Source organism: Tenacibaculum sp. TB-53 (assembly GCF_059716285.2).
In genome coordinates this window covers 2,416,238-2,431,059 of the sequence record NZ_CM202790.1, presented here as the reverse complement: position 1 = coordinate 2,431,059, position 14,822 = coordinate 2,416,238, and the positions used below count along the sequence as shown (strand labels likewise).

At 31.4% G+C, this 14,822-nt stretch carries 17 protein-coding genes; 10 read left to right on the top strand and 7 right to left on the bottom strand.

Translation table 11 applies throughout. The features are described 5' to 3' along the window. Positions 1-6 precede the first annotated feature (6 nt). Positions 7-735 (top strand): glycosyltransferase family protein, encoded by a 729-nt coding sequence (locus AC3VJB_RS11200; protein ID WP_167712824.1) that lies wholly within the window; start codon positions 7-9, stop codon positions 733-735. Positions 736-765: 30 nt separating this feature from the next. On the opposite strand, the gene AC3VJB_RS11195 is transcribed toward AC3VJB_RS11200, so the two are convergent. Continuing rightward, complete coding sequence (locus AC3VJB_RS11195; RefSeq protein WP_073182213.1) at positions 766-1,593, bottom strand: universal stress protein; 828 nt, start codon at positions 1,591-1,593, stop codon at positions 766-768. A 164-nt stretch (positions 1,594-1,757) separates the two neighbouring features. Between AC3VJB_RS11195 and rimP the strand changes: the two genes are divergently transcribed. The 4 genes from rimP to AC3VJB_RS11175 all read left to right on the top strand — a co-directional run bounded on the left by rimP (position 1,758) and on the right by AC3VJB_RS11175 (position 7,272). Next, positions 1,758-2,219, top strand: coding sequence for a ribosome assembly cofactor RimP (rimP, locus tag AC3VJB_RS11190; RefSeq protein ID WP_047790702.1), 462 nt, complete (start codon positions 1,758-1,760; stop codon positions 2,217-2,219). Between the two features lie 12 nt (positions 2,220-2,231). Then, positions 2,232-3,488 (top strand): transcription termination factor NusA, encoded by a 1,257-nt coding sequence (gene nusA / locus AC3VJB_RS11185; RefSeq protein ID WP_047790701.1) that lies wholly within the window; start codon positions 2,232-2,234, stop codon positions 3,486-3,488. A 137-nt stretch (positions 3,489-3,625) separates the two neighbouring features. Continuing rightward, a complete protein-coding gene (gene infB, locus AC3VJB_RS11180) occupies positions 3,626-6,481 on the top strand; it encodes a translation initiation factor IF-2 (protein ID WP_437823460.1) in 2,856 nt (951 codons plus the stop codon). 365 nt (positions 6,482-6,846) lie between these two features. Then, a complete protein-coding gene (locus tag AC3VJB_RS11175; protein ID WP_497667150.1) occupies positions 6,847-7,272 on the top strand; it encodes a hypothetical protein in 426 nt (141 codons plus the stop codon). A gap of 34 nt (positions 7,273-7,306) precedes the next feature. On the opposite strand, the gene AC3VJB_RS11170 is transcribed toward AC3VJB_RS11175, so the two are convergent. From AC3VJB_RS11170 to panB, 5 genes are read right to left on the bottom strand one after another with little or no spacing between them, the layout of a single operon-like run. Continuing rightward, a complete protein-coding gene (locus AC3VJB_RS11170) occupies positions 7,307-7,588 on the bottom strand; it encodes a TM2 domain-containing protein (RefSeq protein ID WP_159488561.1) in 282 nt (93 codons plus the stop codon). 35 nt (positions 7,589-7,623) lie between these two features. After that, positions 7,624-8,016, bottom strand: coding sequence for a VOC family protein (locus AC3VJB_RS11165; RefSeq protein WP_073182209.1), 393 nt, complete (start codon positions 8,014-8,016; stop codon positions 7,624-7,626). 1 nt (position 8,017) lies between these two features. Continuing rightward, positions 8,018-8,476: a DUF1801 domain-containing protein gene (locus AC3VJB_RS11160; protein ID WP_159488559.1), complete on the bottom strand. Its 459-nt coding sequence runs from the start codon at positions 8,474-8,476 to the stop codon at positions 8,018-8,020. Positions 8,477-8,500: 24 nt separating this feature from the next. After that, positions 8,501-9,439 (bottom strand): 2-hydroxyacid dehydrogenase, encoded by a 939-nt coding sequence (locus tag AC3VJB_RS11155; RefSeq protein WP_497667149.1) that lies wholly within the window; start codon positions 9,437-9,439, stop codon positions 8,501-8,503. 52 nt (positions 9,440-9,491) lie between these two features. After that, positions 9,492-10,310, bottom strand: a complete 819-nt coding sequence (gene panB, locus AC3VJB_RS11150; RefSeq protein WP_159488605.1) for a 3-methyl-2-oxobutanoate hydroxymethyltransferase — start codon at positions 10,308-10,310, stop codon at positions 9,492-9,494. 168 nt (positions 10,311-10,478) lie between these two features. Here panB and AC3VJB_RS11145 point away from each other — a divergent pair, with 168 nt between their 5' ends. The 5 genes from AC3VJB_RS11145 (at position 10,479) to AC3VJB_RS11125 (ending at position 13,483) form a co-directional block, all read left to right on the top strand. Continuing rightward, positions 10,479-10,952: a nuclear transport factor 2 family protein gene (locus tag AC3VJB_RS11145; RefSeq protein ID WP_497667148.1), complete on the top strand. Its 474-nt coding sequence runs from the start codon at positions 10,479-10,481 to the stop codon at positions 10,950-10,952. A gap of 4 nt (positions 10,953-10,956) precedes the next feature. Next, complete coding sequence (locus AC3VJB_RS11140; RefSeq protein ID WP_394420506.1) at positions 10,957-11,877, top strand: TolB family protein; 921 nt, start codon at positions 10,957-10,959, stop codon at positions 11,875-11,877. A gap of 15 nt (positions 11,878-11,892) precedes the next feature. Continuing rightward, complete coding sequence (locus AC3VJB_RS11135) at positions 11,893-12,465, top strand: sigma-70 family RNA polymerase sigma factor (protein WP_047790691.1); 573 nt, start codon at positions 11,893-11,895, stop codon at positions 12,463-12,465. Between the two features lie 4 nt (positions 12,466-12,469). After that, a complete protein-coding gene (locus AC3VJB_RS11130; protein WP_047790690.1) occupies positions 12,470-12,730 on the top strand; it encodes a hypothetical protein in 261 nt (86 codons plus the stop codon). A 111-nt stretch (positions 12,731-12,841) separates the two neighbouring features. After that, positions 12,842-13,483 (top strand): O-methyltransferase, encoded by a 642-nt coding sequence (locus AC3VJB_RS11125; protein WP_497667147.1) that lies wholly within the window; start codon positions 12,842-12,844, stop codon positions 13,481-13,483. A gap of 160 nt (positions 13,484-13,643) precedes the next feature. Here AC3VJB_RS11125 and AC3VJB_RS11120 read toward each other — a convergent pair whose 3' ends face one another. Then, on the bottom strand, positions 13,644-14,759 hold the full coding sequence (locus tag AC3VJB_RS11120; protein ID WP_497667146.1) for a thrombospondin type 3 repeat-containing protein: 1,116 nt from the start codon (positions 14,757-14,759) through the stop codon (positions 13,644-13,646). Positions 14,760-14,822 lie beyond the last annotated feature (63 nt).

Sequence of the window (14,822 nt, the reverse complement as noted above, 5' to 3'; positions counted from 1 at the left end):
AGAAATATGGAGCAGAAGTATATTTTTTGCATGAAGTGGGGTACACTGTATGGAGCAGAATATGTAAACCGATTATACTCGATGGTGAAACGAAATTTAAGCTATGATTTTAAAATGGTTTGTTTTACTGATGATAAAAAAGGAATTGTTGGAGAGATTGAATGTTATGAAATACCTGAAATGAATATTCGTACGGATATTCCAGAAAGAATGTGGAAGAAACTAACAACTTTAAAAGAAGATCTTTATGGTTTAAAAGGAACGGCTCTTTTTTTAGATTTAGATATAGTTATTGTTGATAATATCGATTGTTTTTTTGAAGTAGATGGAACTTTTAGAATAATTAAAGATCATAGTTGGAGAAGTTGGAGAATTACAGGAAATTCATCGGTATATAGATTTCAAATTGGGAAACATGGGTATGTATTTAATGATTTTTTGGAGAAGTTTGAAGAAATAAGAAAAATACATAGGAATGAGCAAGAATATTTAACTCATAGTATTAATGATAGAGGGTATTTAGAATATTGGCCAAAAGAATGGTGCCCCAGTTTTAAATATGATTGTGTATCTAGATTTCCTTTAGCTTTTTGGAAAACACCAGCTATACCTAAGGGAGCAAAAATTATTATTTTTCATGGGGAAATTAACCCACATAAAGCAATAAAAGGTGGTAGAGGAAAATGGTATAGATATGTAAAAGCTGCTCCTTGGGTTGAGAAATATTGGAAATAAAAAGAAAAGTGCACTTAATAGTGCACTTTTTTATACTTTAAATGTTAGCATTGGTCGCATAGCACTTTTAGAGAGGCTTTTAGTAATGCTGCCATTAAAAATATGAGATAAGCCACTTCTTCCATGCGTAGCTAAAGCAATTATATCTGCGTTAATTTTATTAGCAAAATGAAGAATTCCTTTCTCAACAGAAGAGTCATTGTAAATATTAATAGTGTAATTTTCTAAACCATATGTGTCTGTAATTTTTTTAATTCTTTCGTTAGTGTCTTGAGAGTTTTCAAATTTCTGGGGAGTGTTTATTTTTAGTAAATGTATTGTACAATCAAAATTATTACTAAAATCAAGAAATCGTTCAAAAGCCTTATTTTTTTTAGGTTTAAAGCTAGATGCAAAGACGATATCTTTTGGTGTAAAACTGTCGTTATTCTTTTTTGTAACAATGACAGGTATTTCAGAGTTTCGTACAACTTTTTCAGTGTTAGACCCAATTAAGATTTCTTCAAGGTTTGTATGCCCTTTAGATCCCATAATGATTAAATCTGTACTGTTTTTTTTAGAATAATCTCTAATACCTTCAAATGGACTTTGAAATCTGATAGCATGTTTAACATTTTTAATTTTAGGAAAAAAATCCTTTTTGTAATCCAGGAGTCTGTCACGAACCTTTCTAATATATAACATGCTTTCTGGAATACTAAAGTTAGTTCCAGCCCCCATGTCAACGATTCCTGTAGGAAGTTCAACCATATGAAGTAAGTGTACTTCACTGTTGGCTTTGCTAGCTATTTTAGAAGCTAGTTTCGAAGCATATTCAGAAGACTTCGAAAAATCAGTAGGTACTAATATTTTTTTCATAATAAGAAAGTTTTAAGAGAGATAGTTTCTTAAAGATACAAAAAACAATGTTATAAAGAAAGAGGGTTGATATTTGTGTGTTAATGAATAACTTACTATATTTGCACCAAATTTATTAATCAGATAGATGAAGGGGACGTTAGTCCCCTCTTTTTATACCTAAGATGAATCAAGAACGAGTTAGAGAATTATTACAAGAAGCCTTAGAAGAAAACAAATCTTTATATTTAATAGATTTACAATTCTTGTCGGATAACAAAATAAAGGTAATAGTAGATGGAGATTCAGGTGTGCCACTAAGTGAATGTATTCGTATTAGTAGGAATATAGAGCATAATTTAGATAGAGAAGAAGAAGATTTTTCGTTAGAAGTGACAACACCAGATATTGCACATCCAATAGCTGTAAAACGTCAGTATAAAAAGAATATCAACCGAATTCTAAAAGTTAAAACAGCAACAGAAGAATTTGAAGGAACGTTAACTGAGGTAACAGAAGATACCATTACCCTATTTTGGAAAGCAAGAGAGCCTAAGCCAATAGGTAAAGGAAAGCATACGGTAGAAAAAACAAAAATACTAGCGTATCAGGATATTAAAGAAGCAAAAGTGAAGATCATATTTTAATTAGAGAATGAAATGGAAAATATTGCGTTAATAGAATCATTTTCGGAGTTTAAAGATAATAAAAGTATAGACAGAGTAACATTAATGTCTATCTTAGAAGAAGTATTTCGTGCAGCCTTAAAGCGTAGGTTTGGGTCAGATGAGAATTTTGATATCATTATAAACCCTGATAAAGGAGATTTAGAGATTTGGAGAAATCGAGTGGTGGTGGCAGATGGAATGTCTGAAGATGATAATGAGGAAATAGAACTTGCAGAAGCAAGGAAAATTGAACCAGATTTTGAAATTGGAGAAGATGTTTCTGAAGAAGTAAAGCTAGTAGATTTAGGTAGACGTGCTATTTTAGCATTACGCCAAAACTTAATTTCTAAAATTCACGAGCACGATAGTACAAACGTTTTTAAACAATTTAAAGATTTAGAAGGAGAAATTTATAGTGCAGAAGTACACCATATTCGTCATAATGCTGTAATTTTGTTGGATGATGAAGGAAATGAGATTGTTTTACCAAAGAGTGAACAAATTCGTTCAGACTTCTTTAGAAAAGGAGATGCAGTTAGAGGAGTGATAAAATCTGTAGAGTTACGAGGTAATAAACCCGCTATTATTTTATCAAGAACTTCACCAGCGTTCTTAGTGAAATTATTTGAACAAGAAATCCCTGAAGTTTTCGATGGTTTAATTACTATTGAAGGCGTAGCAAGGATTCCTGGAGATAAAGCAAAAATAGCAGTAGATTCTTACGATGATAGAATAGACCCTGTTGGAGCTTGTGTTGGTGTAAAAGGATCTCGTATTCACGGTATTGTTCGTGAATTAGGAAACGAAAATATTGATGTAATTAACTATACAAAGAACGAACAGTTATTTGTAGCAAGAGCCTTAAGTCCTGCAAAAGTAACTTCAGTAGACATTGAAATGTTTGATGAAGAAAAGAATGGTAAGAAAGGACGTGTTAATGTTTTGCTGAAACCAGAAGAAGTATCAAAAGCAATTGGTAGAGCTGGGGTAAATATTCGTTTAGCAAGTGAGTTGACAGGTTACGAAATTGACGTTCAAAGAGAAGGTATTGAAGAAGAAGATGTTGAATTAACAGAATTCTCTGATGAAATTGAAGCTTGGGTAATTGAAGAATTCAAGAAAATAGGTTTAGATACAGCAAAGAGTGTCTTGGAAAAAGATGTATCAATGTTAGTACAAAGAACAGATTTAGAGGAAGAAACAATTTTAGATGTTCAACGAATTTTAAGAGAAGAATTCGAAGATTAAATATAACACAAAAAAGGAAGCTAGTGTCCTAATATAGGAAACTGTATAAAATCTAGCAAAAAGAAGAAAAAGAGCATAACTATACGTACTAGAGACGTGTAAAGTGTGTTTTTTCAATAAAAAGTATAAAATAATATATGGCTGAAGGCAAAAAATTAAGACTAAATAAGGTTTTAAGAGAACTAAACATTTCTTTAGATAGAGCTGTTGAACACCTAGCTAAAAATGGCTATGAGATTGAAGCTCGCCCTACTACCAAAATATCAGATGCAGAATATCAAATTTTATTTGATGGTTTCCAAACTGATAAATCTAAAAAGGTGGCCTCTAAGGAAGTGAGCGAAGAAAAGAAAAAAGAGAAAGAGGCAATTCGTCAGCAATTAGAACAAGAGCAAGAAAGAAAGAGATTAGAAGAGGAAGCTAAAAAACAAGAAGTTTTAAAAGCCAAAGCTGAAAAGTTAGAACTTAAAACAGTAGGTAAAATAGATGTTGAAACTGGTAAGGCTATTGAAGAAGTAGCTGAAGAGGTAAAACCGGAGCCTACTAAAAAAAAGGAGAAAATAGAGGAACCAAAGAAAGAAGAGCCTATTAAACCAGTTCAAGAAACTAAAAAAGTTGAAGAACCAGTTAAGGTCGAAGAGAAAAAGCCAGAGCCTCCTAAAACTGAAAAAACAAAGGAACAAACAGTTAATACTCCTAAAAAGGAAGTGAAGAAAGAACAGCCTAAAGAAGTTAAAAAGACTGTTGAAAATAAGGTTAAAGAGGTGAAGCAACCAGTAAAGGAGGTAGAAATAACTCCAGAAAATGCTGAGAAAATTAAAACTCAGTACAAAAAATTAGAAGGTCCTAATTTTACAGGTCAAAAAATTGACTTAAAACAATTTGAAAGACCAAAAAAGAAGAAACCTGAAGCTAATAAGGCTGATGGAGATAAAAAGAAGCGTAAAAGAATTAGCAAACCAGGAAGTCCTGGAACAGGCGCTAAACCTCAAGGAAATAACCGAGGAGGTCAAAACCGAGGAGGCCAGAGAGGTGGTAACCGAGGAGGTCAAAGAGGTAGAAGACCAGCAGCTGCTCCAAAAGAAGAACTAACAGAAGCACAAATCCAAAAACAAGTTAGAGAAACTTTAGAAAAACTTCAGGGTAAATCTAAAAAAGGAAAAGGAGCAAAATACCGTAGAGATAAAAGAGATGCCCACCGCCAGCAAAGTGAAGCTGAATTACAGGCAGCACAAGCAGAGAGTAAGGTGTTGAAAGTAACAGAATTTGTTACGGTTAGTGAAGTAGCAACTATGATGGATGTTCCCGTTACCCAAATTATTTCTACATGTATGATGTTAGGAATGATGGTAACGATGAATCAACGATTAGATGCTGAAACATTACAAATTGTAGCAGAAGAATTTAACTATACTGTAGAGTTTGTTGGAGCTGAAGTTGAGGAATCTATAGAAGAAGTTGAAGACAAGCCAGAAGATTTAATAACTCGTGCACCTATTATCACAGTGATGGGACACGTAGATCACGGTAAAACATCGTTGTTAGATTACATCCGTAACGCGAATGTTATTGAAGGTGAATCAGGAGGTATCACACAACACATTGGTGCTTACGCAGTGAAGGTAGGAGAACATAAAATAGCTTTCTTAGATACTCCAGGTCACGAAGCCTTTACAGCAATGCGTGCTCGTGGTGCTCAAGTAACGGATTTAGTTATTATTGTAGTAGCTGCAGATGATGATGTAATGCCACAAACAAAAGAGGCGATTTCTCACGCACAAGCAGCAGGAGTGCCAATTATCTTCGCAATAAACAAGATAGATAAGCCTAACGCGAATCCAGATAATATTAAAACACAACTTTCTTCTATGAATTTATTAGTAGAAGATTGGGGAGGTAACATTCAGTCGCAAGAAATTTCTGCTAAAACAGGACAAGGGGTTGATGAGTTATTAGAAAAAGTATTATTAGAAGCGGAAGTATTAGAGTTAAAAGCAAACCCTAATAAAAACGCAAACGGAGCTGTAGTAGAAGCTTTATTAGATAAAGGTAGAGGATATGTATCTACAATATTGGTACAAGCAGGTACATTAAAAATTGGAGATTATATCTTAGCCGGAAAGCATAGTGGTAAAGTAAGAGCTATGTTTGATGATAAAGGAAGGAAAGTAAAAGAGGCAGGACCTTCTACGCCAGTATCAATTTTAGGTTTAGATGGTGCACCACAAGCAGGTGATAAGTTCAATGTATTTGAAGATGAGCGTGAAGCTAAGCAAATAGCAGCAAAACGTTCTCAATTACAACGTGAACAATCTGTTAGAACACAAAAAACATTAACACTTGCAGAAATTGGTCGTCGTATTGCATTAGGAGACTTCAAAGAGTTAAATATCATCTTAAAAGGAGATGTTGATGGTTCGGTTGAAGCGTTAACAGATTCGTTCCAAAAGCTATCTACAGAAGAAATCCAAGTGAATATTATTCACAAAGGAGTTGGAGCAATTACAGAATCTGACGTATTATTAGCAACAGCTTCAGATGCAATTATCGTTGGATTTAACGTACGTCCGCAAGGAAATGCGCGTTCGGTAGCAGATAGAGAAGAAGTTGATATCAGAACTTATTCAATCATCTATGACGCTATCAACGACCTGAAAGATGCAATGGAAGGAATGTTGTCTCCTGAAATGAAAGAAGAAGTTCTTGGTAATGTTGAAATTAGAGAAGTTTATAAAATTTCTAAGATTGGTAACATTGCAGGATGTATGGTGATGACAGGGAAAATTACAAGAGACTCTAAAGTTCGTGTAATTAGAGATGGAATTGTAGTTCATGATGGTGTGTTAGCTTCATTAAAACGTTTTAAGGACGATGTTAAGGAAGTAACTAAAGGATACGATTGTGGTCTTCAAATTAAAGGATATAACGATATTAAAGAAGGAGATACATTAGAAGCATATACTGAAGTAGCAGTTAAGAAAAAGCTTAAATAGCTATTTAATATAATATAGTATAAAAAGACACCTAATTTAGGTGTCTTTTTTATATTTGGTATTTAAGCAGATATTTTACTTGTTTATCACTAGTTGTTTTTAAAGTGTTAATTATTATTCATAATTAATGTTTTTAAAATGTTTGCAAAGGTTATAAACCCTTTGTGGATTATTATTTTAATGATACTTGTATATACATGTTTACAGAAGATCAAAAAACTAGAATAGGTGTGTAGTATTTGTTACAGTAGAATTTAGAGTCTACTATAGCAGACTAATTTATTTTAATACGAAATTCATATATTAAGACGTTCTTTATTTAAAAGAGCGTCTTTTTATTATGATTAACTAGAAAGTAAGAATAGATGAAATACCTAAAAATAATAACTCCTGTAGTATTTTTATTAATGATGAACTGTGCTGCAGCACAAAATAAAATAAAAGAGTTTGATAAAATAGCTTATGAAGCTCAAACAAGAGGAAGTATAGTGCAGTTAACTATCGAAGGAAATAACTTATCGTACAAAATAAATCAAAAAGAAGGGAGTAAAAAAGTAACTAAAGAACAATTAGAAGAATTAAACACTATAGTAAATGAGTTGAATTTAGAACAAATAAGCGATTTACAAGCACCAAGTGAAAAAAGAATAACAGACGTAGCTTTGCATGCGAAGTTTACTATTAAAATAGCTAATAAGGAATATAGGTCAAGTACATTTGATGCAGGTAACCCACCAAAAGAATTAAAAAAGCTGGAAGGTTTTTTATACAACCTTTCTGAATTGAAATAAAAAAAGCGCCTCAAGGCGCTTTTTTATATGATGATTAGAACCATCCTTTCTTATTTACTTGATAGGTTTCAACAAATTCTTCATCTGATTTTGTTAGATAAATAATTCCTTCAATTAAACCAATAATACTACTTACAAAGCCACCAAAACCACAAGTTAACACAGTTACCAATAGCATTATTATTCCTTCTTTTGTATATCCTAACACAAATTTGTGAATTCCAAATACCCCTATGATTATTCCTAAAATACCAGCTAATACACGTTTACTTTCTTGATTAGGAACAGTATTCCCGTTTTCATCAATTACATCCATTTTTTTATTTTTTTATTTATTAGACGGTGCTAAATTTATAAAAAAGCTTCGTCTTTTGGCTCCCATAATTCAATTTTATTTCCATCTAAATCTACAACCCATCCAAACTTACCATAATCATATTCCTCTATTTTATCCATCACTGTAATTCCTTTTTCTTTTAACTCTTCTAACAACTCCACTAAGTTTTCTACTCGGTAATTGAACATAAAATCTTTTTTAGACGGTTCAAAATAGTTTGTATCATTCGCAAACGGACTCCATTGTGTTGATGCCTTCTTACCTTCGTTATCCTTCCACCAAAACGTACAACCCCAGTCATCTGTGTTAAAACCTAAGTTGTTTTTATACCAATCTTTCGTTGCTTTCGGGTCTTCTGTTTTAAAAAAAACTCCTCCTATTCCTATTACTTTACCTTTTTTCTTCATTTTATTTCTTTTTTACAACTGATTCGTAGATAGAAATCCATTCATCTACAGTCATTTTTGTACATAATTTAGTAATTAATTTATACGGAATATCATCCAGCTTTTTAAAACGAATACAACTTTTTCCCATATCTAATTTCCTTTTTGAATACTTAGGATATTCTGTCACAAACCAATCGTATAACTCTTTTTTAGCATAAATTCCACTATGATATAGGTTTATTGAGTTTTTTTGTGAAGCTAAATTCATAAAAGGAAGTGGTAATTTTGGATTACAATGATAACCATCGGGATATTTTGAATGTGGAACATAATACCCAATCATATTATAATTGATTCCTTCTTCAAATCCTTTAGGTAGGTTTTCCTTAATAAGCTTACGAAGCTTTTGTAAAACTTCTTGTCGTTCTTCTGGGACTTGAGAAATATATTCTTCTACTGTAGCTGCTTCATATTTCATGTTACATGATTTTGAAGCATCAAGTTAACAAAATTTTTCTTTAATTTTATCTACAATAGTCTGCGCTAACTTTTCTTTACTTTCTATGGTCCAACCAGCAACATGAGGAGAAAGCAACACATTTTCTGCTTTTATTAAATACTGAAATGCCTCGGGCATTTCTTGGTTTGTAAATAGGTTTTCAAACGATTTTTTTTCATACTCTAATACATCCAATCCTGCTCCTAAAACTTTTCCTGATTGTAAAGCCACTACTAAATCTTTTGTTACTACTGATTTTCCTCTAGCTGTATTTAATAACCAAAATGGTTTTGAAAAACCATTAATAAAGTCTGAATTAACCATATTCATCGTTAATTCTGTTTGTGGAGTATGTAAACTTAAAACATCAGTTCTTTTTTGAAGTTCTTCTAAAGAAACTTGTTTACAATTATTATCACCAACATTCGGTTTAATATCACAACATATTACTTCCACATCGAAACCACGGAGTTTTTTAGCAAAGGCTTTCCCCATATTACCATAACCGATGATTCCAACAGTTTTTCCATCCAATTCTACACCTCTATTTTCTTCTCGTAACCATTTACCTTCTCGTACCTCTTTATCTGCTTTATTAAGCTTGTTAAACAAAGAAAGTAACATTCCTAACGTATGCTCTCCTACTGCATTTCGATTTCCTTCTGGTGCTGATATTAAGTGTACTCCTTTCTTTTCAGCATAATCACAATCAATGTTTTCTAATCCAGCTCCTACTCGTCCTATAAATTTAAGGTTTGATGCTTTATCTAAAAATTGTTTATCAATGGTAAATCGACTACGAATAATAACTCCATCATACAAATGAATTTTAGCTTCAATTTCTGATTTTGAAGAGATATAATCTTCATAGTTTTCAAAACCTAAATTCTTTAGTTTATTTATTAACAGAGAGTGATTAGTGTCTAAATGAAGTATTTTCATTTTAAAAATATAATCTTAAACAAAAAAGTCTCCCAAAAGGAAGACTTTTACATTAATACTGTTCTTCTTCGTTTGGAAAGTCTTGACTTTTAACATCTGTAATGTACTGTTCAAATGCATTTGTCATTCCTGTATATAAATCTAAGTACCTACGTAAGAAACGAGGATTAAACTCATGTGTCATTCCTAACATATCGTGAGTTACTAATACTTGTCCATCTACACCTGCACCTGCTCCAATTCCTATAACTGGAATTGTTAAAGCTTCAGCAACTTTTTGTGCTAACTTAGCAGGAACTTTTTCTAATACAATAGCAAAACAACCTAATCTTTCCAACATTAAAGCATCTGTCATTAACTTTTCTGCCTCAGCTTCTTCTTTTGCTCTTACTGTATAAGTTCCGAACTTATAAATAGATTGAGGTGTTAACCCTAAATGCCCCATTACAGGAATACCTGCGTTTAAAATTCGTTTGATAGAGTCTTTTATTTCTTTTCCTCCTTCTAATTTTATTGAGTGCGCTCCACTTTCTTTCATAATTCGAATAGCGGAACGTAATGCTTCTTTTGGATCTGATTGATAACTACCAAAAGGCAAGTCAACCACTACTAAACAACGATCAATTCCTCTTACTACAGAACTTGCATGATATATCATTTGATCTAATGTAATAGGTAATGTAGTTTCATGGCCAGCCATTACATTTGATGCTGAATCTCCCACTAGAATTACGTCTATTCCTGCACCATCAACAATTTTTGCCATGGTATAATCATAGGCTGTAAGCATTGAGATTTTCTCTCCATTTGCTTTCATTTCAACAAGAGATTTAGTGGTAATTCTTTTATATTGTTTTTTTGCTACAGACATTTCTTTTTTTTTATGGATTGTAAAAATACATAATTATTATTCATTGGTTTTATTTATTATATTTTCATAATCTCTTTAATTTACTTTTTTTAATGCCGTTAATCTTCTGTTAATTAAATTTTAGCCTTTTATTTTTTTAATAGCTTTACCTAACTAAATCAAACTAAAATGCAAAAGATATTCGCTTTACTTATTGTTTTTGTAATTTCTACTGTTGTAAATGCTCAAGAAAATCTTCAAGAAAAAGCTATAAAAAATACGATTGAAACCTTTTTTGAAGGGCTTCATAAAGGGGATAGTACATTGGTAAGTTCAACTCTTAATTCCACGACTAACATTCAAACTACCTTTACAGATAAAGAAGGCAAAAAAGTTTTGGTTACAGAAAGTAAAGCCAAATTACTTACTAATATTGCTAATAAAAAACCAGAACATACTTATTTAGAAAAATTAGTGTCATGGGATATTAAAGTGGATGGTAATTTAGCTTCTGTATGGACTCTGTACGAATTTTACCTCAATGATAAGTTTAGTCATTGTGGAGCAAATTCTTTCCAACTTTTTAATAATAATGGAAAATGGGAGATTATATACTTAGTTGATATGAGACGTAGAAACAATTGTAAAGCCCTTAAACAATAGTTTTATGAAAAAAATTGGATTTCTTTTTTTATTTGTTTCTTGCTTTAGTTTTGCTCAAGAACCTAAATTATTTTATCCAGAGTTATTTAGTGATTTACCAAACGTCAGAGATTTTTCAATAAGCAAAAATCAAGATGAATTTTATTTCACTGTTGAAAGCTACTTGAAAGAATATTCGTTTATAGCTTTTTCCAAAAAAGTAAATGGAAAATGGCAGAAACCTGGAGTTGTTAACTTTTCAGGTAGGCATAAAGACTTAGAGCCCTTTTTGTCTCCTGACGGATTGAAGCTTTTCTTTGCTTCTAACAGAAAGAATAATACCTCTGGTGAGGTAAAGAAAGACATGGATATTTGGTATGTAACACGTGAGTCTTTTTCTCATGATTGGTCTAAGCCTATAAATATTGGGTCGCCAGTTAATACTCCTGCGGATGAATTTTATCCGTCAGTGACAAAAAAAGGAGACTTATTTTTTACTGCAGAATATGAAAACTCTAAAGGTAAAGAAGATATTTATGTAAGTAGACTTATTAATGGTGTTTACTCCAAACCTGTTTCTCTTGGTCCTGGAGTAAATTCTGAAAAATACGAGTTTAATGCCTTTGTTGCTCCAGATGAAAGTTTTATCATTTTCACTTCGTATGGAAGAAAAGATGATTTAGGTAGAGGTGACCTATACATAAGTAAAAAAGGAAGAAATAACGAATGGTTAGCTTCTAGGCATTTAACAAATATTAACTCTAACAAATTAGATTATTGCCCTTTTGTAGACCTTTCAAGTAATAAAATTTATTATACAACAAATAAAAGTAAAATTTCAAATAAGTTAAGTAAAAAGAAAAGTTTAGATGAAATAATTAATTTTATTAAAAATACTCCTAATGGACTAAGTAGAATTTATGTTACTTATTTCCACAAAAAATAACTTATCTTTGATTTAATGAATCTAACAAATCCTTCAAATACTTTATCTCCTGATAAATGGGTAGACAATTATGCAGATTATTTATTCAATTATGCTGTTGTTCGTGTAAATAATTCAAACATAGCTAAAGATTTAGTGCAAGAAACTTTTTTTGCAGGATTAAAATCTGCTAAAAACTTTGAAGGAAAGTCTACAGAACGAACATGGCTAGTTTCAATCTTAAAGAGAAAAATAATCGATTATTATCGAAAAATAAATTCTAAAAAAGGACAAGCTGAAGTTAGAATGAGTTTTTATGATAGCGGAGAAAATGAAGGAAACTGGATTGAGGAGCGAGTACCACAAACATGGGATAATGATGCTGATAGGAATATTGAAAATGAAGAGTTAAAAAATCAATTAGATAAATGTATTGATGGCCTTCCTGAAAAATATGCCATGGTTTTTAAAATGAAAACAATTCAACAATTTGAAACTGAAGATATTTGTAAGGAGTTAGATATTTCTCCGTCCAATTTATGGGTTATAATACATAGAGCAAGAACACAGTTAAGAAGCTGTATGGAAAAGAACTGGTTTAATAAGTAAAAAAATGTTTAAATTTTTAAAAATTACATGTGATGAAGCTACTACCATTTGTGACAAAAGTCAATATGGAGAAGCTTCTATATATGAAAGAATGCAACTTACTTGGCATTTATTAACTTGTAAGATTTGTGCCTTGTATACAAAACAAAATAGAAAAATGTCTGATATCTTCAAGTTAAAATCAGAAGATTGTAAAAAACATACCGCTTGTTTATCAAGTAAAGACAAAGAAAAATTAAAAGAACAGTTAAGTAAATTTAATTAGACAATTTTGGTTTTTTAAAGAACCATTTTTTGATTTTTTGTTAGATTGAAACGGAATTTATTATAGTGATAAATTCCGTTTTTTTAATTTTGCCCATTAAAAACAACCTACATGAACTTTTTACCTGAAGAATTAGATAATTATGTTGTTAAACATTCTCAAGCAGAACCAAAAATACTACAAGAACTAAGTAGAGAAACTTGGCAAAAGGTTTTAAATCCTCGCATGTTAAGTGGGGCTTTTCAAGGAAGAGTTTTATCTATGATTTCAAAATTAATTCAACCTAAATCAATTTTAGAGATTGGTACATACACAGGGTATTCTGCTTTATGCTTGGCTGAAGGACTTTCAAAAGATGGAATGATTCATACGATTGATAAAAATGAAGAGTTAGAGGAGCTCCAACATAAATACTTTCAGCAATCTGACCATAAAAACCAAATAACTCAATATGTTGGTAATGCTTTAGATATAATTCCAACTATAGATTCCAAATTTGATTTAGTATTTATCGATGCAGATAAATCTAACTATGTAAACTATTTTCACTTGATTATTGAAAAAATGAATAAAGGAGGTGTTATTTTATCTGATAATGTACTTTGGAGCGGAAAAGTAGTTGAGAAGTTAAATCCTAAAGATATAGACACTAAAGTTCTTTTAGAGTATAATAGACTTTTAAATGAAGATAGTCGTTTAGAAACTGTATTACTGCCTATAAGAGATGGGTTAACTATTAGTAGAATTGTTTAAAACATAGTTGATAAGGAATATAGCTCAAGTACATTTGATGTAATAACCCCACCAAAAGAATTAAAAAGCTAGAAGGTTTTTATATAAACTTTCCGATGTAAAAGAATAAACAAAAAAAACCGAGCAATTTGCTCGGTTTTTTTTATTTAAAGAAAGGATATTAATTCTTTTTATAAATTTTACTTTTTTTACCGTCTTTATCAATAAAATAGAAACCTTCGGATAGGCTTTTAATAACATCAGTTTCTTCTGTTTTATTGTTGATAGTAGTTTCTTTAACCTTATTCCCGTTTACATCATGGATAGTCAACTGAGTAGATGTTTTAGAAGAAGAGGAGTTAACGCTAGCGTAAGCCTGATTGTTACTCTCATCAGATTCAGACGTATTTCCATGATAATCTGCTATAGCATGTAAATAATTAAAGTTTGAAAGGTTATATCCTAAGTAATTATCCCATATATATATTTCTGAGCACATCTCTTTAGTTTGGTTTGGAGCTATGTTTAACGAAGAGCTAGGATAAGGAAGGTTAGCTACAATACTTGAACTATTCAAGCTCGAGCTGTTTGTTAGAATTAAAGCTGTATTATTAATTGTACCGGTTGCAGCTCCTATGTTTTTAATATTAACACAGAATTTATGGTTTTGGTTGGTTCTTAGAGTTAATGCTCCAGATGTGTCTGTACTCGTATAGGTTCCTCCTGCATTGATAGACATACTAGCGACAACAAAATCAGGGTCACCAACAGGACATCCATTGTTAGAAGAAGGACCTGCTTGGTTAGGGCAGTTGTCTTGCCAGTTTTGTACCCCATCACCATCTGAGTCTCTATTGTCTTGTGAGTCACATGCATCACCAATTCCATCATTATCCATATCATTTTGATTTGCATTTGAAGTGTTAGGACAGTTGTCTTCAGTATCATTTATTCCATCTCCATCGGTGTCCGTATTACAAGTAATATCTATTATATCACTAACATTGCTCTCATTTATGAACTCATCAGCATCTTGATCTGAACTATCCTCAGCCTGTATTATTTTTCCATAAAAATTTTGACCATCTACATCTTGAAAATAGTAAACTTCATTTATTTCTAATTTAGAAACTAAATATATATTTAGTTTATGGTGTTTCGAACCTAGATCATTACAAAATGATTCAGTTGCAACAGAAATTGAGTTTCCTAAATCTTTAACTCTGTGGTATTTGTATGATTGACCAAAACAGAATAAAGGAATAGTGAATAAAAATAATAAGGTAATTTTTTTCATAGTTTTTATATTTTATAATTAATCATTATAAAAATCAAGTTTTTTTCTTATTCATAAGTTAAC